Source organism: Pseudomonas sp. W4I3, from assembly GCF_030816195.1.
Taxonomy (GTDB): Bacteria; Pseudomonadota; Gammaproteobacteria; order Pseudomonadales; family Pseudomonadaceae; genus Aquipseudomonas.
This window is the reverse complement of the sequence record NZ_JAUSXS010000001.1, coordinates 4,337,617-4,363,748: the sequence shown is the minus strand read 5'-3', so window position 1 is coordinate 4,363,748 and position 26,132 is coordinate 4,337,617. Positions and strand designations below refer to the sequence as shown.

24 protein-coding genes are annotated in these 26,132 nt (G+C 47.8%); 22 read left to right on the top strand and 2 right to left on the bottom strand.

What is annotated here, in order from left to right:
* Window positions 1-39 precede the first annotated feature (39 nt).
* From sicA to QF045_RS19610, 17 genes are all read left to right on the top strand, one after another.
* Window positions 40-531, top strand: coding sequence for a type III secretion system translocator chaperone SicA (gene sicA, locus QF045_RS19690; RefSeq protein ID WP_124362265.1), 492 nt, complete (start codon window positions 40-42; stop codon window positions 529-531).
* Entirely contained in the window at window positions 524-2,311 is a 1,788-nt protein-coding gene (gene sctE, locus QF045_RS19685; RefSeq protein WP_164485245.1) for a type III secretion system translocon subunit SctE, read from the top strand. Before sicA ends, sctE begins: the two co-directional genes overlap by 8 nt.
* A gap of 12 nt (window positions 2,312-2,323) precedes the next feature.
* On the top strand, window positions 2,324-3,535 hold the full coding sequence (locus tag QF045_RS19680; RefSeq protein WP_124362267.1) for an IpaC/SipC family type III secretion system effector: 1,212 nt from the start codon (window positions 2,324-2,326) through the stop codon (window positions 3,533-3,535).
* A gap of 44 nt (window positions 3,536-3,579) precedes the next feature.
* A complete protein-coding gene (locus QF045_RS19675; protein WP_124362268.1) occupies window positions 3,580-4,650 on the top strand; it encodes an IpaD/SipD/SspD family type III secretion system needle tip protein in 1,071 nt (356 codons plus the stop codon).
* 8 nt (window positions 4,651-4,658) lie between these two features.
* The gene (locus QF045_RS19670; RefSeq protein ID WP_306493676.1) at window positions 4,659-6,365 is read left to right on the top strand and encodes a hypothetical protein; all 1,707 of its coding nucleotides are present in this window, start codon (window positions 4,659-4,661) and stop codon (window positions 6,363-6,365) included.
* Between the two features lie 50 nt (window positions 6,366-6,415).
* On the top strand, window positions 6,416-6,676 hold the full coding sequence (locus tag QF045_RS19665; RefSeq protein ID WP_124362270.1) for a phosphopantetheine-binding protein: 261 nt from the start codon (window positions 6,416-6,418) through the stop codon (window positions 6,674-6,676).
* A 237-nt stretch (window positions 6,677-6,913) separates the two neighbouring features.
* Window positions 6,914-7,525 (top strand): winged helix-turn-helix domain-containing protein, encoded by a 612-nt coding sequence (locus QF045_RS19660; RefSeq protein ID WP_256660166.1) that lies wholly within the window; start codon window positions 6,914-6,916, stop codon window positions 7,523-7,525.
* Window positions 7,526-7,673: 148 nt separating this feature from the next.
* Window positions 7,674-8,129 carry a transglycosylase SLT domain-containing protein gene (locus QF045_RS19655; RefSeq protein WP_124362271.1) on the top strand — a complete coding sequence of 152 codons (456 nt, stop codon included), beginning with the start codon at window positions 7,674-7,676 and terminating at the stop codon, window positions 8,127-8,129.
* An 82-nt stretch (window positions 8,130-8,211) separates the two neighbouring features.
* Window positions 8,212-9,381, top strand: a complete 1,170-nt coding sequence (locus QF045_RS19650) for a PrgH/EprH family type III secretion apparatus protein (protein WP_164485246.1) — start codon at window positions 8,212-8,214, stop codon at window positions 9,379-9,381.
* Between the two features lie 20 nt (window positions 9,382-9,401).
* Complete coding sequence (locus QF045_RS19645) at window positions 9,402-9,665, top strand: type III secretion system needle complex protein (RefSeq protein ID WP_124362273.1); 264 nt, start codon at window positions 9,402-9,404, stop codon at window positions 9,663-9,665.
* A 70-nt stretch (window positions 9,666-9,735) separates the two neighbouring features.
* Complete coding sequence (gene sctI / locus QF045_RS19640) at window positions 9,736-10,038, top strand: type III secretion system inner rod subunit SctI (protein ID WP_124362274.1); 303 nt, start codon at window positions 9,736-9,738, stop codon at window positions 10,036-10,038.
* Window positions 10,035-10,760: an EscJ/YscJ/HrcJ family type III secretion inner membrane ring protein gene (locus tag QF045_RS19635; RefSeq protein ID WP_124362275.1), complete on the top strand. Its 726-nt coding sequence runs from the start codon at window positions 10,035-10,037 to the stop codon at window positions 10,758-10,760. Before sctI ends, QF045_RS19635 begins: the two co-directional genes overlap by 4 nt.
* A 29-nt stretch (window positions 10,761-10,789) precedes the next feature.
* Complete coding sequence (locus tag QF045_RS19630) at window positions 10,790-11,320, top strand: secretion system protein (RefSeq protein WP_164484529.1); 531 nt, start codon at window positions 10,790-10,792, stop codon at window positions 11,318-11,320.
* Window positions 11,292-11,993 (top strand): hypothetical protein, encoded by a 702-nt coding sequence (locus tag QF045_RS19625; RefSeq protein ID WP_124362277.1) that lies wholly within the window; start codon window positions 11,292-11,294, stop codon window positions 11,991-11,993. The genes QF045_RS19630 and QF045_RS19625 overlap by 29 nt, the downstream gene beginning before the upstream one ends.
* Complete coding sequence (locus tag QF045_RS19620) at window positions 11,990-12,415, top strand: hypothetical protein (protein WP_124362278.1); 426 nt, start codon at window positions 11,990-11,992, stop codon at window positions 12,413-12,415. Before QF045_RS19625 ends, QF045_RS19620 begins: the two co-directional genes overlap by 4 nt.
* Window positions 12,416-12,501: 86 nt before the next feature.
* The gene (locus QF045_RS19615) at window positions 12,502-13,128 is read left to right on the top strand and encodes a response regulator transcription factor (RefSeq protein ID WP_124362279.1); all 627 of its coding nucleotides are present in this window, start codon (window positions 12,502-12,504) and stop codon (window positions 13,126-13,128) included.
* A gap of 110 nt (window positions 13,129-13,238) precedes the next feature.
* On the top strand, window positions 13,239-14,696 hold the full coding sequence (locus QF045_RS19610) for a hypothetical protein (RefSeq protein WP_306493675.1): 1,458 nt from the start codon (window positions 13,239-13,241) through the stop codon (window positions 14,694-14,696).
* A 124-nt stretch (window positions 14,697-14,820) separates the two neighbouring features.
* Here QF045_RS19610 and QF045_RS19605 read toward each other — a convergent pair whose 3' ends face one another.
* The gene (locus tag QF045_RS19605) at window positions 14,821-15,249 is read right to left on the bottom strand and encodes a response regulator transcription factor (protein ID WP_124362281.1); all 429 of its coding nucleotides are present in this window, start codon (window positions 15,247-15,249) and stop codon (window positions 14,821-14,823) included.
* A gap of 265 nt (window positions 15,250-15,514) precedes the next feature.
* Window positions 15,515-19,192, bottom strand: a complete 3,678-nt coding sequence (locus tag QF045_RS19600) for an ATP-binding protein (RefSeq protein ID WP_306493674.1) — start codon at window positions 19,190-19,192, stop codon at window positions 15,515-15,517.
* 175 nt (window positions 19,193-19,367) lie between these two features.
* Between QF045_RS19600 and QF045_RS19595 the strand changes: the two genes are divergently transcribed.
* From QF045_RS19595 to QF045_RS19580, 5 genes are all read left to right on the top strand, one after another.
* Window positions 19,368-20,237: an alpha/beta hydrolase gene (locus QF045_RS19595; protein WP_124406858.1), complete on the top strand. Its 870-nt coding sequence runs from the start codon at window positions 19,368-19,370 to the stop codon at window positions 20,235-20,237.
* Between the two features lie 27 nt (window positions 20,238-20,264).
* Window positions 20,265-21,347 carry a hypothetical protein gene (locus QF045_RS19590; protein ID WP_124403771.1) on the top strand — a complete coding sequence of 361 codons (1,083 nt, stop codon included), beginning with the start codon at window positions 20,265-20,267 and terminating at the stop codon, window positions 21,345-21,347.
* A 741-nt stretch (window positions 21,348-22,088) separates the two neighbouring features.
* Window positions 22,089-22,949 carry a fimbrial protein gene (locus tag QF045_RS27805; protein WP_373424459.1) on the top strand — a complete coding sequence of 287 codons (861 nt, stop codon included), beginning with the start codon at window positions 22,089-22,091 and terminating at the stop codon, window positions 22,947-22,949.
* A gap of 1,810 nt (window positions 22,950-24,759) precedes the next feature.
* The gene (locus QF045_RS19585; RefSeq protein ID WP_124403773.1) at window positions 24,760-25,293 is read left to right on the top strand and encodes a fimbrial protein; all 534 of its coding nucleotides are present in this window, start codon (window positions 24,760-24,762) and stop codon (window positions 25,291-25,293) included.
* Between the two features lie 48 nt (window positions 25,294-25,341).
* Window positions 25,342-26,085, top strand: a complete 744-nt coding sequence (locus QF045_RS19580; RefSeq protein WP_218565847.1) for a molecular chaperone — start codon at window positions 25,342-25,344, stop codon at window positions 26,083-26,085.
* Window positions 26,086-26,132 lie beyond the last annotated feature (47 nt).

Here is a 26,132-nt window from a genome sequence, read left to right as displayed (position 1 = left end):
AATGAACCTGTCCGGCGAACCGGCAAAGGAGTTACGTAAATGAGTTCGCAGATGTCAGATGATGACGAAGTAGCAGCGGATGTAATGCAAGCCGTTCTGGAGGGCGCAACCCTGCAGGACCTGCATGGTATTTCAGAAGGGCAAATGGAGAGCCTCTACGGCTATGCCTATGATTTTTACTGTCAGGGACGATTGGAAGACGCGGAAAAGTTTTTCCGGTTCCTGTGCATTTATAACTTTAACAATACCGATTACTGGATGGGGCTCGCCGCTGTATACCAAATGCAGAAGCGCTTCGAAAAAGCCTTGGATATGTACACGGTAGTGTTTGCACAAAGCAAAGCTGATTACAGCTCGATGCTGCATGCAGGGCAATGTCAACTTGCCTTGAGAAGAGTGGGCAAGGCTCGACGATGTTTTGAACTGGTCATTGAGCGAGGAACCGCTGAGTTGTGCGCAAAGGCACAGATCTATCTGGACGCGATGCGCCAGGCTGCAGCTACCAGCGCTAACGAGGATGATGATGAATAATATCAATGCGGTGAGAGATACGCGGGTTGTGGGTGCATACCTGAATCAGGAGCAGCGTGTGGACACCGAGAAAGCAAGTTTCGCCAGTCCGGACTTTGTCCGGCGGGCGCAAGACTCGGCGCAGCAATTGGCGACTGTGGTCTTGGGCCAGTCCACGGAGCAAGGCCGATTTGATCCGTCTGCACCGATGCTGCGTATGCCGGTACAAAATGAAAAAAAAGAAGGCATGAGTTCCCAGGAGCATTTCATGCTCGTGCTCGCGGCTGTCATGGAGCTTGTCGAGGGGGTCACCACGGCTACCCTTAAGCGCAATCTGGAAATCCTGCGATCGTTCGCCGCCGCGCACGCAGAAAGTAGCACCAAGCGTTCCGAGGAGTTTCAAGGCGCCGTGGACGCTGCGTCCGAAGCAATAACGGATGCCGAACAAACTGAAAAAAACCTGAACAGCGCACTCGGCGCTCAGAAAACGGCCCAGGGTGCGCTGGATCATGCGCAAGCCGAATTGGATGCAATGGATCCGGATGATCCGCTGTATGCAGCGGCGCAGGCCAAGCGTGATAACGCAGCCAAGCAACTGAGCCAGGCAAGCGGTCAAGTTAAAGCGGCTACCTCGGCGCACAACGATGCTTTGGTGAAGGCAAATGCCAAGCAGGCTGAAGCTGAAGCACTGAAAGAGCAACTGGAAGGAAAGCAAAGCCTGACAGGGCCAGACAGTGCCAACGCTGAAAAAACCTTAAATAATACCGGGCTCTTGCTTAAGTTGATGTTGAGCGTTGCGCAAATCATGTCGGAGGCGATCGAGGCGGACAACCAGGCGCAGTTTGAACTTAACAAATCAATGAGCAAGGCACGCCAAGCCTATCTGGAGAAAAAGTCCGACGAGTACCTGGAAGAGGTACGCAAGGCCGAAGAAATGCAAAAGGCCATGGGGTGCCTGGGGAAAGTATTGGGTGGGATCCTTACGGCAATTAGTGTCGTGGGCGCGGTATTCACAGGTGGCGCGAGTCTGGCAGTCGCAGCTGTAGGGCTCGCACTCATGGCCGGCGATATGGTGAGCAAGGCACTGTTTGACTTCTCCTTTATGGAGGCCGCACTCAATCCAATCATGGAGCATGTGTTCAACCCTATCGTTCAAGCGTTGGGCAAAGGTATCACCGAGTTATTAAAAGCTGTGGGTGTGGATTCGGCGGCAGCCGAGATGATCGGCATGATTACCGGCGCCATTCTCGCTGCGGCAGCAATGGTGGGCGCTGTCGTCCTGGGCGGCGCTGCTGCCGGCAAAGTAGGGGCGAAGATAGCCCAGAGCAGCATCAAGAAGAGCATTGAGCAAGCCCTTGGCAAATTGATGGATAAGCTGGTACCGGACCTAGTCAAGCAACTCGCACGTGGGGCCGGGCGTGGCATGGGCCAAGCTGTAAGTAAGGTCGGCACCCAGGCGCGTGAGTTTTTTGGGCTCAAGAGTGATGCGGCTTCAATACAGCGATATTCGAAAATACTTGATGGTATGAGCACGGGCGTTCAAACCGTAGGCGCGACCTCTACGGCATCAATGAATGTCGTCAAGGGGCACAGTGAAATGAAGGCTGCTGAAGCCTTGTCTGAAGTTGAGTTGAGTCGCGCGGATATTGAGCAACTTCACCAGATGCTGACTAAATTGATCCAAATGATCCACGAGGCAGTCCAGGACGTGCAGCGTCAGTTTATGAAAGCGATCGATAATCTGGAAAATCAGTTCGCAGTGGCGCACTCAGTCGTTAATAAAATTAACCGTTCGGTTTAATGAGCTTTGTCTATGTCTATTAATATTGGATCCGCCTCTCAAGGGCCCATTGTAAACACCAACGCGGTTGATGCGAGCCGACATAACGAAAGCCGTCTTGCGATCGCTGAGACGCTTTCTTCCGATGCAGTAATCTCTCGTGCACAGGTAACTGTCGAAAATCCGCAAATAGAAAAAATGCTGAACTTCATCAAGGAAGCCGGACTCGCTGAGCTACCCACACTGGCTGAGCAACAAAAGCTCAGGATTGCATTGTATGAGATGGTGCCTGAGGCTTTACGACTGGCCGACAAGCTCGGCCCTAAAACCGGGAATGTCGGGGAAATCAGCCAGGCAACCGAGGTATCCATCGAGAGCGATTTTGCAGAAGCCGTTCGCGCCGCAACTGAGAAACCGGAAAAAACTGAGGCGTTCCTGGACCCGCTGACGCTGACAGGGCGACAAGCGCTGCTGTATCAACTGTTATTGTTTGTCGAGTTCGAGGCGAGGGCCGCCAAAGATAAACAAAAATCAGCCTATGCGATCATGTCTTTCGAACAGATGCTATCAAAGGCGGCGGCCAAAGTTCAAGAAGGTAAACAACTGTTTCATGCGGCCATTGCCAACAGTGCAACGTCGCTTTCGATGACGGTGGGTGGTGCTGTCGCTTCTGCTAAAGCAATTCATACAGAAAGTGTCACGCTGAAAAAGAATAAAATGCCCGCGAATGACCTGGGGCTGAAGATTCAAAATAAGAATCTGACCATTGATTCCGGCGGACTTCAAATTAATCCCCAAGATAATCTTAAATCATTAACTCGTCACAAAGGAGCGGGCACCGAAGAAATGCAACTCGCGCCGAGTGGGCACCAGACGACAACGGAAGAGCGAGCAATCATGAAGCGCGACCTGCTTGATGATCAGGCGCGTGTTAATGAACTGGAGCAGATGCACCAGCAAGTCATGCTCAAAGCGGAAAAGCTAAAGCTGGTAGCGCAAACGCTGATGAGTAGTGGGCAAGTGCTGGGTATGACGATGAACAGCGCACTACAGATTGAAGCCATGGCCCTGCAGGCAGATCAGATGATTAAAGAAGCGGCCAGTTCGGTGATGGGCTCGCTGTCGCAGTCGTCTAGTACGGAAGAAGGCTATAGCCGCGATCTGATCAGGAAATTACTTGAACTTTATGATAGTTATCGAAAAGCAGATGTGGCTGCTTTGAATCATATTGCTAGCAAGATTTAAATTTAACTTCACTATCGGCTGGTATGGTCGAAATTAGGTAACGTATGTCTGATATAGCTGTTTTTACAGGGGCCTCGACGCGCTCATCCAATGTGTATGGGGCAAGTGAAACCGATTCGGTGCGCGCGGATGCGGTTAGCGCCGAATCAACAAGGGGAGTGGAAAGCTGCCGGGCTGAGAACAAAAGCCCCGAGCTTCTGCGCAGTGTACAGTTATGGTCGAATAGCGTCGAGGCACTTCAGCACAAGCTGAGATTGGTTGATATAAATAACGATGATGGCTCTCGAAAGCTGAGGGAATTGCTGGAAGAGGCATTTGTGTCTAAAACCAGTGCGCTGTTAAATCTAAAGAAGGCAATGTATTCTGGTGCTTTTGATTTGGGGAGGCTTGAGGCCTATATAAAACCGATAAATAGCGCGTTGCAATTAAGTTCTATAGGATCGTCAGATATGGGGCGAAGCAGTGAGGTTGAGAAAACTTTGGAGGATAAAATTGTAGAACTTATTGATCAGTTGGATAAAGAATATCAAGCATCTTATTTCTTTATTGTTGAGCAGTACGCTGAATTTTATTCTGACTTTAATGAAAAAATTACAGCAGAGATGTCGCATTGGATCGAGGGTATTGGCGAATCAGAAGTGAGGATCGAATTTGGTGCCATGAAGGTCGCATTGGACGCCATGATCGAAAAGTATAGCGATCAACCTACAGGTGTTTTATATCCACCTCAGGAAGACGGCTATGTAAGTGTCGTAAGCCGCGAAGAAGCGGAGAAATGGCTCTCAGAGCTTGGTTCAGGGGTTATCATTGAGAATGACGACGGCGGATGCATAATAATGATGGATCTTACTCCGTTAAAAAAAATGATAGACATGATGCCAAATCACGGTAGTCATATGGAGCCGGGAGACTGGTTTCGGTTTGACTCAGCGAAGTATTCAGCTTGGCAAACAGCTTTTAGCAGCCAAGAGGAAGAGCTAAAAAATACGCTTCAACAGTTCACAAACAAACTGGACTCTGCAGCAAGCTTGGTGAGAAGTTTTATTCAAACGCTGTCATCAAGCATTAGCGCAATCGAACAGACCAATAATCAGATTATGAGTAATTTGAAGTAGGTGGCTCTATGGAATCAATTTTTCCTTCAAATATCGCCAGACTGTATCCCAGAGATAACTCTTATAACCAAAATTATCTCGGTGGAAAGTTGGCTAGAGGGGTTAATACAGACAAACAAGTAAAATTTTCATCAGGTGCTGGCGCTACAGTGCGTCAACATCAATTAAGAAATTTAGTGGGCGCGGAGTCAGTGGACTCAGTACTTGAAAAGCATAGTAATTTGAAGGGTGCTTTGGATGAGTTAGCGTCAAATTACAGGCGGGCACATTTTTCTCCCGAGGCCAATAGTTGTTACCAGAAGCTTAGCGCTTCGCAGCTGCGTGAAATGAACGATTTGCAGCGGGTGATAATTGTGACTGCCGCCAATATGCCTTCAGTCGCCGAGAAATTACTTAGTGAGCTTAATGCCTTTTTGCAGGATAATGCAGATAAATTAAAAGGGGCAGTCTCGCTTATTGCGTCTGGCTCAAAGTCTGCCTCGCTGGTTGAAAGTTTTGATGCTTTAAAACAGTCTGTGGCGAAGCAGGTGCGTTATGAAGAAGCCAGCGGTTTTTATGCTGATGTTAATAAAAATTTTGGTAAGCCTGCTATCTCTGCATATTTGAAAAATAGGGGGGTTTCGATCCCTACTGATACTGTGTTGCCTGCAGATAAAATCATGAGCCAGGCGGCCGCTGAGACAATGGATAGTCTGAGGAGAACGAATACAGAGGGTAAAACTGGCGGTGTGCTGGATTTTTTTTCACTATCTGAGGTAGTAAAGTGCGTAATGACCGAGGTGGATCTTCGCCGTTCACTGATTGAGAAATCGCCGAAAGAGCAGGTGGGCGACGGTGGCTCTGGGACTGATCGCTCGACCTCCGCGCCCGAAAGAAGAGGCCAAAATGCGCCAGGCACACCAGGAATCACGAACTCAAATGTGCAGAATATTAATATTAGCGCAGATTTATTGAGAGCTCTGGCAGGCGCGGCAAATAGCCATGAGCCAACTGCCATAAATAAAAAAACTTCAGATCAGAGCGTGCCTGATGAATCAATACCTGCTGGAACTGATGCGCTAGACACGCCGCAGGACGTTAACGATAAGACGAATGTTGCAGAGCTGAATTCGCTACCGCCGCCGCCGCCGCCGCCGCCGTCGTCGCCGTCACAGTCGCCGTTGAATCGTAAAAGTTCAGTTAGAGCGCTAATTGAAAAGTTTGACGGAGATCGAAATGATACCCTTGATCGGGTGACTCTCAACAGCCCTGAACGCGATAAAAAAAATGATGATGTTGAACTCCGACATAAACTCAATCCAAACTCGCCAGCGAGTGTATTGAGTTTTGGAAATGTAACATACGCACCTTGGACTGATCGGGACTTTAGTAAACGCGGCAGTATTATGCTCGATGCGCGCGAGAGCCTGACTGCGATACTCAAGGCTGTGAGTTACTCTTTGCAGGTTTCTAGTACTGACACGAAGAACCAACGGCATGCTGTTAACCTGCTTAAGCGAGATTTGAGTAACTTTGATGATACCCAAAGTCTTTCCAGTGCCAGTTTTGAGACGTTAAGTCAAATGCTGAACAGCGGCCGCATGAATAAATTTGCATTGGATCTGAAAAGTGGGTTGAAGTCATTTGAAAATAACAATATCAAAATGCGACGTAACTATGAAAGCGTGAGGCAAACAATAGAAAAACTGCAAGCATTATTCACGTTCCTTGAGTGATCAACTTCACGGCTTGTTCAAGCGCAGTAATATGAGGTGGAGGGCGGGGGGTGAATGAAATTGATCCAGTATTTAGTATGCTACGAGCACTATTAGCCTATCACTTCAGACTTGCTCAAGAAAAGATAACTAGCAAGACACTAATTATTGAGCAGCTTATGGCGGATTCGTTAGACTTAATTGATATAGGCTTGCAGTTGAATGAGGTATTTAAAATTGATTTGAATGTGTCGCTGGTAGCGACTAGTCATAGCGTGGAGGATATGTATTTGCACGTTAAAACAGCGCTCGCGCTGAACGAAAATACGTAAAGTAATGCCGTAAAGCGTCTTAAAATAATAAAAAAATCCAATTATGCAACTTAAGCATCAATCATTCTATGAGCCTGTGCGCTACTAGTGCGTCAGAAATTTCTTGTGTCGTACTGGATGTTTCCGGCGCTATTGTGGTCGTTTCTTATCCACCCGGCGCCTTTCTTGCCTCTAGTATAGCTCCATCGATTTTGGGTAGTCGTTTTGGCGGCGCATTATACTGGCGAGGTTAGAAAAGTGACTGACATAGTTAATCCTTCTTTTACTGAAGATGTGGCATTTGGGAAGTGGGTTTGGAGAAAAAACAGAGGTCTTTGGTTAGGCAGTGAGTGTGTTCATTTGCCTCCTAAAGAATCCAGGCTCCTTGAACTATTGCTTGCCTCTGAGGGGCGGGAGCTGAGCAAGGATAGGTTGCTGGATAGTATCTGGCCACATCAGGCGGTGGGGGAGGAGTCTCTTAGCCGTTGTATTTATATCTTGCGCAAAATACTGCGCTCGTCAGATAGCAAAAGTTATATCGCAACCATCTATGGCAAAGGCTATCGGTTTGTTCGGCCTGTTATATCCATACCTGAAACCACGCACTCGATCGCGATTGCGCACTCTGTGAAGTTAACCCCGAATGGTGCCAGTAGTGGTCGTTCAGATTCCGCTCACGCGCCGTCTATTGTCACCGCACTTATCTGCGACACTCAAATGCTGGATGAGCTGGGTGGATTGCAGAACGGTCGACGTATGTGTTTAGAGCTGGTCAACCAGTGCGGCACCTTGACACTGCGCCGATTGAATCCCTCCGCTCCAGAGCCTATTGAACGGTTCACTTCTGGGGCGAGTCGGAGTGCTGCCTAAGCATGAGAATATATAAAAAAGTTGAACTTGCAGTCCATTCGAGCGCCGCACCATTGTCCGGTGGATCCAGGTTATTTGAAGAGTGTCCTGTTTGTCTTGTCAGCCAAAGACGCCTGCGAGAATCGGCCAGGTTCGCGGGGAGGCTGCTTTGACCCGATATCTCTTGGTCGGCCTGCTACTGTTGACAAGGCCTTCTTGGGCGGATGCTTTCTGCTGGGAACAGGTGGGAGCGTCCTACGACATTGAACCAGAGCTTCTTTTTGCTATAGCACAAGTCGAGTCTTCGCTGCGAACAGATGCGCTGAATCATAACCATGATGGTTCGCGGGATATTGGTTTAATGCAAATCAATAGTCGCCATCTACCGTGGCTCAGTGAGATGGGTATCGACGAAGGCCGACTATTAAATGACCCCTGCTTGAGCATCGCTGTGGGTGCCTCAATACTGAAAGAGTTTATTGGGCGCTTTGGCTATAGCTGGGAAGCTGTCGGCGCTTACAACGCTGGAGGTTCTGCTTCTAGGGCAACGTCACGGCAGCGTTATGCCAAGCGTGTCCAGGAGCGTTATCACATGATGCGCAGTGATTTGAATCTTGATGGATAATACTTCTATCCATCAAGATTTAATATCGAGTTGGCATTAATCTATGTCCATATCGCGCGATGTAAAACGGTGGAAGGGCAATATGTTGTTAGGCGAAAAAGAGCAAGGCACCACGGACTTCGGTTGCGTGCTACGTGTTCTGGATGGGCCGCTGTGCGGCTGTGAGTATGAGTTGCGTGATAAACAAAACCTGTTCGTCGTCGGTATGGAAAGAGAATTTTTCAACGATGAATCAGCCGTTTCCTTTCCTGAGCACTCATTTTATATACCGCTGGAGGGTAGTAGTAGTAATTTTGAAGTGCTTGTTGAAGAAACTGCACAGTCTGGCGTCATGGTGCGTATATTCGGTGAGGAAGTAGTAGAGCGATCTTTAACTTATCAAGTCATTCACAGTGTAGGTAGTTTGCGTATTGCTTTACGTCCGCTGGATGCAGACTGGGTTGACGGTTTGTTTGACGAGCCTGCGCCCGAAACGTTTGCACGGACAATTTCTAATAGGCTCTCGGTGAAGAGCGTAATTGCGATGCTACTAAGTGGCGTAGTATTGATCGCCTGCTTCTGGTGGGAAAGCCGGCCAACGCCAGTGGTGAGTGTGAAGTCTGTCGTTGGCGGGGTCAGCAGCCCTTACAGAATTATTAAAGGCCGCGATGACAAGATTTACATGTTTGCTTCAAGCGAGCGCGAGCTGAGCTGGGGGCGACAGGTCATGATGCGAAACAATAGTACTGGCATCGATGTGATGTCGATACGCGAGGAAGCAAAGCGTGTTGAAGGCGAGTTGCTTCGTCATTACCCCGGTTTAGCATTCCATCGACTCGATCTGAGTAATCCTGAATTTCCCCGTCTGGTTCTGAGTAAGGAGCGTGCTCACTTAGACTTGGCCGCTGGCGAGGCGCTTAGGACTTTCTTGTTAAAGGACATGCCTTATGTGCAGTCAGTAAAAATCGAGCGACGCAGCGACCTGGAGCTAGAGGCACTGGCAAAAGATGGTTTGCAGCGCTTGGCTGTTCCATTTGAACGAATGCATCACCCGGCTGGCGTCACGTTTAAGGTTAGAGGTGCGTTGAATGACGGTGAACTAAATAACGTACGCGAGCTGGTTGAGTCGTTTTATCAGCAATGGGGAGGACGTTATGTTTCATTTGCGCTAGAACTCGATGACGATTGGTTGAAAGGCAAGTCCTATCAGCTAGGTTCACAAGGTTATATAAAAATGAGTCCGTCTTCTTGGTATTTTCCCGCACCGACTTAATAAATTTGAGGTAATAAAACATGGCAAACACTAATAGCCCTAAACCGGCAGCGCCTAGCGGCTGGTTGACCGAAGTTTCACAAGATTTCGATGAGTCGGTGACGGATCTTAAAAAGGCATTGGATGCTTCATTGGATAAGCTAAAGGGTGATGCTTCAGATCCCTCCCTACTTGCTGATTATCAAGCTCGGTTGTCGGAGTATAATTTGTTTCGTAACGCACAATCGAACACCGTAAAGGTATTCAAAGATATTGATGCTGCGATTATTCAAAACTTCCGTTAGTGCTTAATTGGTCTCCTTTTTTCACATCTTGGGGCCCCGTACCGGGGCTGGTTAAGTGTAGAGTGTATTTATGTCCGGCTTAGAACTAATCGCTTCTCCTGGCGCACAGGTGAGCTTTTTAAACAACCCCGCCAGTGATGCGTCAGAATCTTTGGAAGGCCGGCTTATCCAGGCCTTTTCTGAAAAAAGCGTGGAAGCAGAACACTATGTATCCGCAATCAACTCAATTTTGTCGCGTCCGGGAATGCTCAGCGACCCAGAGGTTCTCTTCGAACTGCAACAGCAAACCGCGAATTATAATCTCGATATCTCCATGGTCAGTACACTTACACGTAAGGCCGTGGGGGCCGTTGAGGCATTGATGCGCTCATGATACTGCGGTGGCTATTACTCGGATTGGTGTTCTTGGGGTTGGTAGGCTGTCGTCAGGCGGATCTGCTGGACGGATTAGATCAGCACCAGATAAATGCTGTTATCGCTGTACTGCAGCGTAACAATATTGAGGCGGTCAAAGTCGATCAGGGCAAGAATGGCTATAGCGTCCACGTCCGCCAGTTGGATTTTACCGCTGCAGTTGACTTGTTACAATTGCATGACCTGCCACCCAAGCCTCGGCTTGAGGTTGCACAAATGTTCCCACAGGATTCGCTGGTTGCTTCGCCCCGAGCAGAGAAAGCCAGATTGTTCTCAGCCTTGGAGCAACGCCTGGAACAAACATTGGCCACACTGGAAAAGATTGTCCGGGCCAGGGTGCACGTCAGTTATGACCTGGATGCCGGGGAAGGAGGCCGTAAGGCTTCGCCCATACATCTTTCTGCCCTGATCGTGCATGAGCGGGGTGTAGACTCACAACTATTGATCGGTGATATCAAGCGGTTTTTGAAAAACAGTTTTTCGGATGTCAGTTACGACGATATTTCAGTTGTGCTTTCACCTAAAAGCGAAATTCAGCACTTTGCGCCTTCAGCGGCACCCACGAATCATAATAAGAATTACCTGCTGGGCGGTCTGATTCTGATGGTCTTATTAGGCGGCCTATCGAGTGCTTATTGGTATTGGTCAGTAAAGCGACGCCAAACTAAGGCGGACCTGTGATGGATCTTGCCCCGCGGTTGAGACATATCATGTTTGATCCTTTGGCCTACCTACATCCAAGTCGTCTGAGCAGGACAATCAATCTTAGTTCTGCGCGGCAACGGAGCGCGCTTAATGGGATTTTTCTTGACGCACTACCCAATGCGATGCCGGCTACGCCGGAGGTTGATTCTGTGTATGCGCATTGGGTGAGATATTGGCACCGCCTGCCTCATATTGCTCTGGCTCTGGGGGCGCAGCAATTGCGTCAACACCTGGCGCAAGGAGGGACTTGGTTATGCCTGCCTGAGCAAGCCCAGGCCTTCGCAGCCTGTAAGCTTCGTGAAGCCCGCGAAGAGGAAAAAACGTCTTTGGTGTCTGTGGCCCAAGTCCAGGCATGTGGGCTTTCCGCATTGCTGGCGTGGAGAGAGTGGGTGCCTGAGGCACTGGTAGCACGGCTGCCGCTACTCTTCCCTGAGAAAATAGTCGAGCTGCAGGGAACCCAGCCGATACCTTCTGCTGATCTATTAATTTTTAAATTGGCTCTACAAAATGATCAGAATTATTCCCATTCACGATAACCTTCTGATTGAGGATAGCGTCTGGGTCGCCTCAGTGCATCTGCAGAAGCAAACGCAGGCCGTCGACATTCTTGACCAGGCGATTGCTCAAGCCAATAGCCGTATCCACGCGGCTCAGTGCGAAGCGGATGCAATTCATCAGCATGCTTTTCGCCAAGGGTATGACAAGGGCGTCTGCGCCCTGGCGCAAGATGTCGTACATGCAGTGGGTCAAGCAAGTGCTCTTCAGAAGCGTCTAGAGGTGATCTTGCATCGTACTGCTGTTGATTTAGTCGCAGACTTGCTGGGCCGGCCTGAGTGTTTGGAGGCCATGTTTGCCAGATGGCTGAAAGAGGGCAGAGCCGACGCCAGCTCGGACCAAGCTATGACCGTGGTATTGCCTCAACGCTTGGATGCGTGTGGTGAGGAGTTTGTGGCTCGTCTACGCTTGCATTGGAGTGGCACAATGAATGTCGAATTCGTCGACGGGGAATATTACCGATTTCGTTGTGACCAACAATTTGCCGAACTGAATGGTCGGGCTATCGGCGAAGAACTGGCCCCGGAATTGATGGTGAAATTAGGTCTATTGACGGAGCAGTGCGGGCGGATTTCCGGCGAGGTCCGGTCTGCTATTTTGCGGTTTACCGGGTTGGATGAGTCGATTTGTTTGAATAAAGGGATCACGGAATGAACATTGGTGCCATTCGCCCCGCTGGTAGCCAGGCCGTGCTCGCCGCTCAAGAAGCGATCCTTGACCTGGATCAGCGTGTGCTTGAAGTTGGTGCGCTATCCAAAACCTCTTTGGATGATCCTAATTTCGAAGCGTTCTACCAGAGGTTATTGGCTATAGCAGACGATGGTTTGAGCGGCGCAACAGTTTACGAGTGCTTACGCGCGTTTGAGGCTGATGGAGCGCATCCTTATCGCACCACTGAAACCCAGGCTGCAGTTTTGGCCTTGACCCTGCAGCGCCTTAAAGAGGATAGTCTCCAAGATACAGCGCTATATAAGAGTGTCACAGAGGCTCAATCTCGTGTTTTTTCGACGAAATTTATGGTTCAGGAATATATGCAGCAAATATTCATGGTGGCTGAAGAGCTGCCCGAATGGTGAGCTCACAATGTTGACGACATCGCGCCTGATCACTTCAGAGGTCGCGGGCGCAGTCGATCTTTTAATACCATTATCAGGTGTAGACAGTGGGAAAAATACTGATTGTTGATGATCATCCGATACTACGATTAGCTGTTCGTTTGTTGTTGGAGCGTGACGGGCACGAGGTGGTGGGGGAGGCGGACAATGGGGTCGATGGTGTCAGTTTAGCTCGAGAGCTGAACCCTGGCCTGGTGCTGCTTGATATAGGTATTCCGAACCTCGATGGGTTGGAGGTAATCGCCCGTATCCAGACATTGGCAACGCCGCCAAAAGTCCTGGTACTAAGTGCACAGGAACCTGCTTACCTTGCCCACAGGTGCATGCGGGCTGGGGCTGCCGGTTTTGTGTTTAAGCAGGAGGACCCAGCGGAGCTACTCGCTGGTGTGCGTGCAGTGTTGTCGGGCTACAGTTTTTTTCCTAGCCAAACGCTCAATGACGTTCGCAATGACGCAGGGAAATCTGACGAGGCTACATTGTTAAGTACGCTGACCGATCGAGAGCTCACCGTTCTTCGTTATCTGGCGTTGGGATACACGAATAAACAAATAGCTGATGAGTTACTGATCAGCAACAAAACGATCAGCTCTTATAAAATACGCTTGCTTGAAAAATTGAACGCCTCTAGCCTTGTAAGCTTGGCCGAACTGGCGAAAAGAAATTCACTGGTATGAACGTTTAAACAACCGCTTGCGGTAAAGCTCTGTCATGAGCGCTATTTGAAAGCCTGCTTCAGACGCTATTGATACTTTCAGGTCTCATTTGGCGTCTTGAGGCAAAATAAATGAATGTTAAAAACGTTGTCGCCGGGTCACCGCCAGTAGGCGTGTTTCCCAGAACGACTTCAGATCTGCCAGTGCGAACATCGTGCAGTATTCGTAATGTACTAGGGATTCCCAGCCGCCAGCTAGATGAGTTTTGTTCCGAACATTTTGGAAATATTCTTACGTTGTGTGCATCGGATAGGCAAGCATCAGCGATCATGGCGGGCCACTTAGAGAACTTACTGGAACAAGTACGCGAAGTCACGCCCGACCAATGTGATAAACATAAAATTGTCAGCAGCCTCACAAATAATTTGCTGGCCAGTCTGACTCATATCGACTTGGAACAAGCGCAGCGCGCTATAGAAAAAATCCAAAGTCATTTCGATCAGAGCGCATTAGATGGCGCTCTGAATGCGTTGCGTCTGTCCTATCACAAAGCTACCCATTCAAGCGGTCGAATGGCGCACGCACAAGAAATGCAGAGTGACGTACTGCATTTTTTCCAAGGGCATTCTTTCGAGCGTCTAGCCGGTTTTCTCGCATATTTTCATGATCACGTTCAAATACTACAAGAAGATGGCACTGGCATTGGCAATCAACTGCATTGGGGGCTGAATGAGATAGCCACGGCTGCGGCCTTGGGGACCTTGGCCGGAGAGGCAAGGGTCGACGTTACGGGGCAAGAAAGTCTTTGCCGGGTTGCGGCTGCGGTTATTCCCAGCGGCACAGCTTTCGATTTTATGCCAAATATAGGTAGAGACGGAAAACCTGGGCTTGGTACTGTCATTGAAGGCCTGTTGAGAAGTGGTGCACTTTCAATTCCGGATAATGCAGCATGCGAGGATATGGTGGCGATGGCGTACACTCTTGCCATTTGCGATACACAGCGTAACAACCTATCCGGTCTCGCTAGGCCCACGAATAAAATTGTGTACACAGTGGCGCCTGCAGTTTATAGGCTGTTGATGGAGTGCGCACAAGAAGATCCCCTGAAATTCGGTACTCTATTTTTTGACAACGGGCGGCTTAGCGAGGCCGGCCTTGCTCTGTGCAGCAAATTGACAACTACGGTTGAAGTGTTTGAAGAGTTTGCGCCTTATACGGATGCCACAGCTAAGAATGAGAAAGGGGGGCCTAACAATCCGCTCAGCGTGATTTATACCGAGGGGACTCTGACTGCGCACGAAAAACAGCGTGCAGTACTTGAACTTTTAGGTGGAAATGGTTTCTTTGGTTCCGCCAATGTGGCAGAGGATATTGAGGGGTTCTCAAAAACATTCCATCATTCCGTCCTAGAAAAAATAAGAGGACGTTCCATAATGCCCGATCCGCGAGGAAGTTATATATATGGGTACGCAAAGCTCTCAGAAAAGCTTGGAGCTGAATGTCATGCAGGAAGAGTTAACCTGGATGCTGTGCTTGGGGAAATTAAGGCTATGGGTGGGTCTGTGTTAGACCGAGAAAAAAACCACTGAGAATATCCTATGCTTGTCCTGCTGATGTAGTCCAAGTAATCCATTACATAATTTCTCGCGTACCTTGTCTTCATGGCATGGGGCGCGAGTAATACCCATCCAGCTCTGTCAACTGAACTCTAGATTATTTCGTTGCTGGGGTTGGACCAAGCTTGACGCTGCCATAATATGGAAAATAATCGTAACCGGCGAAGATTGCTTCGATTGCGTTAAGGAAGTCGCGTATGCCTGCGCGCTTACTGACAAAACCGGAGGCGCCGGCCCGTAAACAATATTCTGCGCAAGGCACTGCGGGATATGTACAAAAAATTAACATGCTAGGAGCATTCGATAACGAAGACATTTGTTTGATAATTGCTAACCCCTCTGTTTGATTTTGGCCAATATCAAAAGTTACAAGATCGGGATGATACAGGTTCGCAAGTCTTAGACCGTCTACTCCGTCGCTGACGTCGGCCAGAACTTTAATGCCTCGTCTTTCTAACACCGCTCTGATTGCCAGTCGCACAATCGGGTGTTTATCAATAATTATCACACTGTTCGAGTCTATCATGCGTCTACACCTTAGATGGAATAAGAATTCTACAAGAACTCGTAAGACTTGCAATGGCAGAAGGGGCTGAAAGACAGTAGGAAAATTCTAGGCGCGCTAATTGTGTCGCGCGGCGGAAAGATAATAGCGCCAGTTGTAGGCAGGGCTTATACAACGTTTAAGGTGCCTTTAAGCGGTAAGGCGGGCAAACAATTGGCCGCTTATATCCAAGGATCGGTGTTACGGCCGTAATGAGTACATCGCGGGAGAGGGCGCTTTAGTCCACCTACTCAAAGTGTTTTTTTCTCTGGCGAATCAGATCGCGTTCTAATCCTACCATTGCCTGATCAAGGGCTAGGACCACGGCCGGTAAATTAGAATCTGACGGGTCAAGGTGACAGGAAGCTTCCAAAGCTTCACAGTGCTTGATCAGACTGCGAACCTTAACAACGCGAGCACTGCCCTTGATTTTATGAGCAAGCTCGGATAAGCCACGCAGATTGTTGTTTTTATTAAGCCGTCGTAATTCCTCTAAATCATCGGTGATACTATTAATTAATCCATCCAGCACACGCTTTAATATGTTGAGGTCTCCACCGGTAAGGTGCTCAAGGGTATTCAAGTCAAATTTATCGGATTCAGAATAATTAATTTCGTCATGAATGGCTATTGCGGAGCGTTTGATGAAACGCTCTAAGGTATCCAGCTCCACTGGTTTAAATAGGCAGTCATCCATGCCAGCCGATATGCACCGCTCGCGCTCCTCACGTTGAGCATTAGCAGTAAATCCTAAAATGATAGAGCGCACCCGGTTTTGAGCGCTCTCAATCACGCGTATTGCTTTCGCAAGCTCATATCCGCTCATCACTGGCATATTGCAGTCGGTAATGATGACGTCAAATATTTTCTGTTTCCATAATGCAAGGCCTTCAGCACCATTTTCAGCAAGATGCACGGAGTGCCCCAAGTATATTAGCTGTTCACTCAACAGCAATCGATTGGCGTAGTTGTCGTCAACCACTAATACACCTAAAATTGGAGCCGGGTTGGCTGCGGAGCTGTTTAATACTTCCGCCTTCTTTTCCTGCTGTGGTTCGAGCACGTTCAGTGTCAGTCGGCCAATGGCTTGTGTGCCCTGATCGATTTCGCTGTTGAGCTCCAATTGGCCTCCCATCATTTCACATAGATTACGGGAAATCATTAATCCTAATCCTGTACCAGAGCGGGCGTGCTGTCTCGTTCCACCTATCTGGGTAAATGGCTGGAATAAGCGCGCTATATCGTTAGCAGATATACCAATACCGGTGTCATTGACCGAAAATTCGACCTGTAATTGATCATCTGCTAATAAGCAAGAATGAACAACCACATCGACCCCGCCGTTTTCGGTAAACTTAATCGCATTACTGATTAAGTTGGAAAGTACTTGTTTAAAGCGCAGCGGGTCAACCAATACGTCGTAATTTATACTTTCGTTAATGTCTAACTTTAGAGTTAGGTTCTTTTGCTTGGCCAGTCCACTGAATACTCGAATAACAGATTCTACTAGGTCCTTTAGGTTGGCCCGCTCTTGATTCAGACTAAGGTGACCTGTCTCTATACGGGCAATGTCGAGTATATCACCAATTAAATCAAGCAAGCCGCGGGCGGAATGATAGGCGACTTCTATTGATGAGCGGTCATATTTTTCTTTATCGCGTTTCAAGCTTAATTCCAGCAATCCTATGATCGCATTCATAGGTGTTCTGATTTCATGGCTCATAGTCGCAAGGAATGTAGTTTTGGTCCGATTAGCCTCATCAGCATCATTTTTGGCTTGTTTGAGCTCCTCCAGAAGCAAGTGCCGCTCAGTTATATCTATCCAACCTCCGATTAAGCCTTGATTGGCACCTTCAGAGTTAGAGAAAGGTAGCATCCAGTGATAGATAGTTTGATGACGTCCAGCAATGTAAACTTCTCGATCACGCAAAAGAGGTTGGCCTGTCTGCAATACAGTTTGGCAATCCTTTTCATAGGCCGCCGACCTTTCCAATGAGGTTTTTGCTGAACTTAAACCACGAGCAATATCACCCTCGTTTGAAAGCGATTTTACGTAACTGTCATTGCAAATTAATAGGCGATTTTCTAAATCCCGCACGTAAATTGGATGCGGCGTGCCGTTTATCAGGGCTTCCATAAAGTGAAGCTGATTGCTGAGTTCTCTTTCGGCTGCTCTGCGTTGCATGATTTGCCGACGTAAGTAAATTCCCCAACCCAATGCGATAGTCAATAGTGTGATAGTGCCAACTACGGATTTAAATATAATCTGACGATAGTCGCGCCATGATGGGGGCGCAATAACTGCGTTTGTGCGCCACCGGTTGGTAACAGAATCAATAACATCTGGCGGGATGCTTCTTATGGTTTTATCGAGAATTGCGTAAAGCTGACCTTGCCCCTTAAGTACACTGAGCGACGCTGTCGCAGGTGCAGAGTTTATAATCGATGCAATTTTCAGTGAGTTATCGCGGCTACGCAAATTGTAGCTGGCAATAGGTGCAGGTAGGATTGTTGCATCTACTGAGCCATCCTCTACCCAAGCAAGGGCCTCAAAATTATTCTCTGCGTTCTTTAAACGAATGAGCGGGTAATGTTCGCGTAACATCGGCAGAAGCGCATGGCCTGGCGCAACGCTTAACGTCCTGCCTGCCAGAGCCTCCAGCGTATCTGGGTATGCACTTTGACTGCGTACTACAAGTGCATAAGGTGCGATTAAATAAGGACGTCCAAATAAAAAAGATTGCATGTTTTCCTGGTTTTTAGGCAGGTCCGTTGCGATTTGCACTCTTCCCGCTTTTAAGCTTTCCTGCATTTCTCTAATGTTGGGGTGAGGTTGTATGTTGAATTTTAAGCCCGTTTTTCTCTCAATTAACTTAAGCAAGTCTCGTGTAATACCAAAATAATTACCATGGATGTCGAAATATGAAACGGGTGCCAGGTACCGGCTCACTGCTATATTTACCACAGGGTTTTTCTTGATCCAATCTTTCTCGTCTGCACTTAAATCCAGTGGCTGGAGCGTGAATAAGAGTTTTTCGCTCCAGCGTGTTTGTATTTCAGTTTTTACCTGTTCTGGCACGGCCCCTAGGGCGGTATTGATAAGGTTCAGCAAACGCGGGTTATCAGCGTTAATGGCAAAGCTGAAGCCTTCTTGTGCCGGGGGGGCGATATCCAAAATATCGAGATGGCTGGAATAATTTCGCGAAATAAGGTATTGAGAGGATATAGCATCCCCTAAAAATGCATCAGCTTGTCCAAAGGCGACTGCCGCGATAGCATTTTCTGTCGATGTGAACACTTCTATGTTTGCTTGAGGAAACATCCGCCGAGCCGCAGCCTCACTAATATAGTCGGAGTCAATTGCCAAGCGAATACGCGCGACTTTATCGTCGAAAGACAGGCTAATGCCTATGCGGCCGATTAGAGCGAGTCGATCATCGAGGTAGTTGTTGCTCAGTGCCAAATCTATTCTATTTTTTTCTCTTCGATTAGCGCTGCCCAATAAATCTATTTCGCCAGTTTTCAGTGCTTCCACGGCTTCCATATGAGTAGCGTAACGGCGAACGTCCACGGTTACACCAAGATAACCAGAAATTATCTGCATGTAATCTGCTGTGATACCCTCATAGTCACGATTGGAACTTGATATGTCCAACGGCGGATAATCAGGAAGCGACGTACCCAGTACCAAAGTCTTCTTTTTCTTTAGCCAGCGCCAACCGTTGTAGTCTAAATTTAACTTCTGGTGATCTTCATTGGTGTGGCTGAAGAGTTCTAAATTGTCCACACGACTAGCATGGGCTTCTGGCCCGGCGAATAGCGCGATCCAAAGCGCCGCACAGATATTGAGCGACAGCGTCTTCCTGAATATGTATTTTGGTGTTGGTTTTTTTTTAATTTGCACGCTTAGGTGAATCGATTTCATGGTAACCCCTCTACAAATGTAGAACAGTACTTGAATATTTGGATGGTTGAGGCTTTGTTGCAGGATCGCTTTTTGAAATACTACTATAGCCTATTGCTGTAGGTTTTGTGTGTATAGCGATGCCTTTCTTTTGAATTGGGAATTGTAACTTGGCCAGTATTTGAGGAGTAGTGTAATGAGTGGTTTTGAGAGCGTTAGTGTTAGTAGCAGCGGGGAACAATTGGCGGTGCGAATTTATCCTAGCACATCAGTGATCCCGGCACCTGTTCTGGTGCTGTGCCATGGGTTTTGTGGCATCCAGAACGTTGTTCTGCCTGAGTTTGCTTTCGCTTTTGCTCAGGCTGGCTACAATGTCATTACCTTTGACTATCGAGGTTTCGGTGAAAGTGGAGGTGAGCGCGGCAGGCTTCAGACCAAAATGCAGATAGAAGATATTCATGCCGTTGTTAACTGGGTAAGCCAGCAACCGTCATTTGATACGTCACGCATTGGTCTGTGGGGAACATCACTAGGTGGCTGTCATGTCATTACGGTTGGGGCGCAGAACCCGCTGGTCAAATGCATCATCAGCCAAACAGCCTTTGCTGACGGGGAAATATTAATCACTAGCGCAATGAGTATTAAAGAGGAAAGTAAGCTATTTTCGACATTAAATCGGATGCAGGAGAAGAAAGAATCAAGCGGTAGGGAGTTATTTGTGCCTCCGTTAATGGTGCTGGATGATGAGCAGTCTCGAGTGTTTTTCGAAAAGCATCAAAAGTTTAATCCTCAGCTAAATACAAAAATACCCTTTTTAACCGTCCGGGAAATCATAAACTACAAACCGGTTATCATGGCCATGAGCGTTCGTCAGCCTGTATTGGTTGTCGCTGCCGAACACGACATTGTTAATCCCCCGGATCAAGCAGTCCGATTGTATGAAGCGCTGCATGCTGAAAAGACAATCATTATGCTTGAAGGTGCTGGGCATTATGATGTCTATGAAGGTGACACTCATTTTAAAGTTTTAAGACATCAAATTAACTGGCTGGGAATGTATCTTTAACCGCCACACCTACAGCAAGGAAGAACTATGGAACCTGTGGCTGCAATTAATGAGATTTTACTGAGTAACGAGCGGACTGTGATTGGGCGTGAAGATACTCGTAGATTTTTGCGTCTTGTAAGCGATGTGCATAATACCACTGCCGAATTAGTTTTTTCTGGTAAGACGCCGACCGTTGGTGCTACGATTTTTCGATTAGTTACTTTAGCGCTATCCTCAATATCGTTATCAGCAGGCTCTTGGTTAGGTCCGCCCGGAGCGCTTGCCACGCCATTATCGAACCCATTGTCAGACGATTTATTCAAAACACATATCGAATCTTTTGGGTTTGATGTTGTGTCAAAAGGCTTCGAGAGTCTAGAAGGGGCTAAGCGGGAATTTCTCACGCGAACTATTAATAACGGGATCTCTGTGGTTACTTCAGTAATAGAGTCTCTAAAAGGTATTGATGATCCGACATTTGATGCCAAGCTTACTGAGTGGGGAGTGGATCCCAGTATACGTCCGAGACTGTTGGAGAATTACAGAGCGATGCAGTCAATGTTGCTTTGGATGACGGAAGAGGGCGGGCAAGATATTTATCTTGTGGAACCGTATGACAATTCCGATCCCACTGCCGCCATTAACTTGGTTCAAGACGGCGAGCAAAGGATTGCGTTTTCTCTACAATTCTTTAAGAAATGCGCCATTCCCGCTGTTAATGCGCTTTTGCATGAGGTGGCGCATCTCTGCTGTAATAAATTTGATTTCTATTATTTTTCTCGTGAAAAGTCTTGCTTGGATGATCAGTATGCTGAACTGCCTTTGCATAGACAGATAAAAGATTTCGCCAGAGGTTTTGAGCAATCCTCCAAGCTTGTGGCAGAGCATATTGAAGGTGAGGAATTTCTTTCCGCTATTGCTCCCAAAGATAACACAAAGACGCTCACGCAACTTTATAATGAAGATGCTGACACCAAAGTAATGGTGAACTTTATGAATGCCGATTCGGTTAGCGCGTTGGCGATCGTTATTGCAGACTATAATTTACACCATGATGGCAATGTCCCTTTAAAGGAAACGTCATCCTTTAAATCTCCACCGGAAGCGGGTCTATATGTGGAGAGTTGAGATTCGTTTCAATCATTGATTTGTAGGATCTCGCACTGTTTCGTAAGCAGTGCGAGCTGGTTTTGTTGCGGGTGGTACTAAGGATAACGAAGAGTCCGTAATACATCGGAGGTTTGGCTTAAAATAGCATCCGCTTATAGCGAGATATAAAAGTGGCGCCGAATTCCAAACGTCATACAGTTGCAGAGTTTGTATCGGTAGCTATTGTCATACCGCAATAGCTGCATGTGTAACTGGTTATCGAACCATAAAGGGCAAAAAATAGTTTTTTTCGTGCAGAATCTCAGAGGTAAGAAAGTTCCTCGTCCGACGAGGAAGATTCTTGCCGCTGCATTGAGCGGTCTGATGTTGTGGTGCATCTCGATGTGAAAAAATTATAGACAGTTGGAACGAGCCCGTAGGCTAAAAGTGTGATCCAACCTATTTCTCATCGTGACTGCGTGGTTGTCCCTAACTTTGCCGCCGGAGCAGGTCTGGTTCCGGTTGGAGTAAAGCGTCGGGTAGCTCCCATGTGCCTTCCAGTCATTTAGTGCGTTCTTTAAGGGCATAAAGGAGCAATGCCTGTTTAAAAAGGCGCCCTGAATAATTCAGTAAGAAAATTTACTGTTGATATCTGCCGTTAGTAGTGAGAGAGCACATCAAGCATGTTTTACGAGAGCAATATTATGTGTTGCGATGATATGTTAAGGCTCGGCGATTTTGAGTTTTATAATGGTACATTAAAAGAGGTTTGTTGTGGTGATGCGTTCGATAGTATTAGCAGCGTTGATTTTTTTCTCACATCAGGCCTTAGCAACCTGTAGCATAAGTGGTGCAGGCGAATTTAAACTTGGAAAGGATATAGCGCTTTCGAGTAATGTTCCTGTAGGTACTGTACTAAGTAGTCATCGTCAGGTTATTACATACGGGGGGTGTCGGGCGGACGGGGTTGCATATTTGGAGGTGCCTCAAAAGCTACAAGTCGGAAGTGGACTATCAGTTGTTTTTTATTACGACGAGAAGCCAATAAATGGGACTACTGCAAGGCTGGGATTTTTCAATTCTCGCACCGCTAATCACTACTTTGTGTCTTTTGATTTGGTCCGCAGCGCGGGTCCTGTAGCGGCTGGTGATTTACATGCCGGCGGGATTCGGGCTAAACAGCTAGATTCTGATGGTGTCTCGCTAGGACCAGACCAACCAGGCGCAGTAATTGGTAGTGCTATTCTCGGAACGTGCGTTGTTACAACCCCAAATATACATGTTCCTTTGCCGGCGGTAACCAGCTCTGAACTTTCTAGCATAGGCGCAACATTTGGTGAGGTATTCTTCACTATGGCTGTCAGCTGTAACAGCTCGAGTAAGGTATACGCCGAATTCACTGACTCGAACAATGTATCTAACAGTGGTGAGTCTTTGGAATTAGGAGCGGGCTCGACGGCAAAAGGGATTAGGTTTCAGATGTTGCTTGACGGCTCTTTGGTAAGGTATAAGCAAAGAAGGGGCTTGGGCGATATTCAGTCGGATGGCCTAATTCCCATGTCAGTTCGTTATATTCGAGACGGTAATCTCATTCCGGGTAGGGCTGTTGCGCAGTCTACTTATATAATCAGTTATGATTAAATTCTTGACTAAGCCATCTTTTTTTCTCCAGGTGTTTCGAGAAAACCGCTGTCGAACAATAATAGAGCCGTTGAATGTGCTCTTTGAATGCGATACTCAGTTGTGGTTGATGATTAAAATTGTAATGCCCCCTACACTCGTGCCTACTGCGATTTGTCAGTAAGCAATGGTGTTGGCGAGCCAATTAAAATTCATATATAAACTAAGCCGCGCTCTTTATTCTGCACTCTGTGTTGCTGCTGCAGTCAGCAAGGATGTTCATGGGGTGTTAGGAGGCGGATTGTAGGAGGGGCATAGGGTTGCTGCCCCGCTGAAATAGTTTCTGCCATGGCGACGGCGGCAACCAGCTTTGGTGGTTAGATGCTTGGCTCCGATCGTTTATTGGGTGAGAGGGCCAAAGGCCCTCTCACCTTGTCCTATTTCCGGCGCTTTGATTTGGATAAATGAAATGGTATCTGCCTCCAATAATACCAGTCCACTTCCTTGCGCGCTAAAGTCTGCTACATTATCCGGACAAGTCATTTCCTTTTGGGGTGAAATAAGGATAAAGGCGTTCGATATTTCACGAAGTTGTCCATCTGATTCAGCCTAATATACTGCTATTCGAAGCCGGATGCAGCGGTTCTTCAATCCCAGCGGGTCGTCGATTTTAGTGCTGCTGGCATTGATTCGACTGGCGCTCTTGGAATGGGCGGGGCGGGGTAAATAAAATCTAACGGGCTCATTTTGGGTCCATGTTCGCTCGTGTCATTAGGTGTGGGGTTCAGTCTTTCTCGAGTGAGCTTTATATCCTTATCATAAAAAATGCTCTTAGCATGATCATCTTCTCTCATACAGCGTTTGTTCACAGCGCTGTCGTTGGCGGGCAGGGTTTCGATTGCTGGCTTGGATAGTGCCTTTACAGGTTGCTCAGGCCTAGCGCACTTGGAGTGTATAGTATTGTGGTGGTAAACATAATTTTTCTGACCTCTTGCTTGAAGCGCTGACCAGCTGTATTCCCGTTTGAATTTCATCCCTATTAAACAGCTTGTATAATCGGCTGATTTTTCTGCTGGAGTCCGCATCGTTAATGTTTCTAAATCCTTGAGTAGTTCGGTTTTCCTCCTCAATGCCTTAGAATTTTGTGTATAAAGGATTTCGCGGATGTGTTTGACAAATTCTCTTGCTTCGTTTTTTTTTCGCGGAGTTGTATAGCTTTATATGGCTGTTCCGTACTATTTTAATGGTTTTTTTTAAGTCCCCGCTTTTGACTCTTTGATTAACTATTGTTTTGGCTGTTAAGCTCGATATTGCATGATATGCTGATTTTTCGGATATTTTCATAGAACGTCAAATAGTGATGGTTGTAGTTTGGTTTTCCGTATTTTGGCGTGAGAAAGTTTAGAGTTGCAATTTTCAGGTGTTTTAGGCCTTACAGGTGCGCTCAGTGGACCTTAGTATTGGGCTTGATACTAAATATACAATTTATGTAGGGGGCTTAATTTCAAAAAACGCTCTCAGGGTCTACGCATTTAGGGCCGGCACCGGTCGCCGGCTACCAGGCAATGTGGCCTACAAAACCTTAGAAGCCAGAGCAATTCGGACGGAGAGGGCATGCAGATTTTGGTGGGGAGCTAGAAGCAATTCATCCCGCTCCGAGAAAATTCTGGTCTAGGGCGAGCGAATTCTGACTTGAAATGAGAGCGTGCTGATGTGACGGGCTTACGGCCGAGTTTAAGATTTTCTGCCCTGTCAGGTATCGCAGCACCTAAATATCTGAAGGCTAAAAAACTCAGTTTATTCTAACTTGTCTATTGCGAGACCCGCATAAATGAACTTCAAAGTGTTTTCTGTTGCTGTCTGTTTTGTCAGCCTAAATCTGCCCGTCCTTGCTCTCGCCGCCCAGACTGGACAGATCAACATCACTGGCAGAATTATCGAAACGAGTTGCGTACTTGATGCTTCTTCCACCAATGTCAACGTTGTACTGCCGACCGTGGACAAAAGTCAGCTCGCTGGCGCTCAGAGCGCTACCGGTCGTACCGGCTTCACGCTGCAGGTGACCGACTGCCCGGAGGATGCCAAGGTTTCTGCTGCATTTCTGCCTGATTCCAATGTTAATCCCTACGGCAACTTGGTAAACAACGCTGTAAACAAAGCCTCCAACGTCGAGGTTCAACTGCTCGATCAAAATCATACCGTCATCAATATCAATACCGATGACAATGCTTCCCAGGCTTCACGTGCCGTGGATATCAACGGAAAAGGCAGCTTGCAGTACTTCGCGCAGTACTTCTCCCAAGAGGGGAGCGCGGGTGGCGGTGATGTTTCCGTCATGGCCAATTTCATGCTGACCTACGAGTAATCGACTCGCCCGGGGTGTTCACCTCGGGCACCACTGAGGTACCCCCTGATGTCACCTGTCTCCGCTCGACACTTGCCCTCTTTGATGGCAGGGCTGTTCCTTGCTGCATGCTCGATGTCCAGTGCTGTTGCCGGTGTCATGATCGATGGCACCCGTGTGATCTATTCCGCGAAGGAACGAGAAGTCACCGTAAAGCTGACCAACAAGGGCCAGAGCCCCGGGCTCCTGCAAGTCTGGATTGATCGTGGCGACGCCCAGAGCCGACTTCAAGATGCAGACGCGCCCTTTCTCGTTACGCCACCCATTTTCAGGTTGGACCCACAAAAAGGCCAGAGTGTACGCATTGTGTTCACCGGTGAAACGCTGCCTCAGGACAGGGAAAGCTTGTTTTGGTTCAACGCCCTGGAAATCCCACCTATTCCTCAAGGTGCCAGTGCTGGGGCGAACATGATGCAAATCGCTGTGCGTTCACGCCTGAAGATGTTCTATCGCCCGGTCGCTCTGTCCGGCGATGTTCGTAGCTCCGTGAGTCGGATGAAGTGGTCTGTGCAGCGAGTCGATAAGGGCTATGTCCTGCGCGGTGATAACCCGACGCCTTATCACCTGTCGTTTGGTGAGCTGTCAGTGAAGCAGGGCGACAAACGCTACGAAACCGGCGGCGGCATGATTGCTCCCTTCAGTCAGCAGGATTTTTCTCTCGCCGGTCATACCGGCAGTACTGGTGGCCAGGTGCTCTACCGCTGGATCGGTGATTTTGGCACCACCGCCGAACAGAGCATCACACTGAACTGAAATTGACGAGCTGATGTGCCGACAGGTATCACCTCGATACGCGTGCT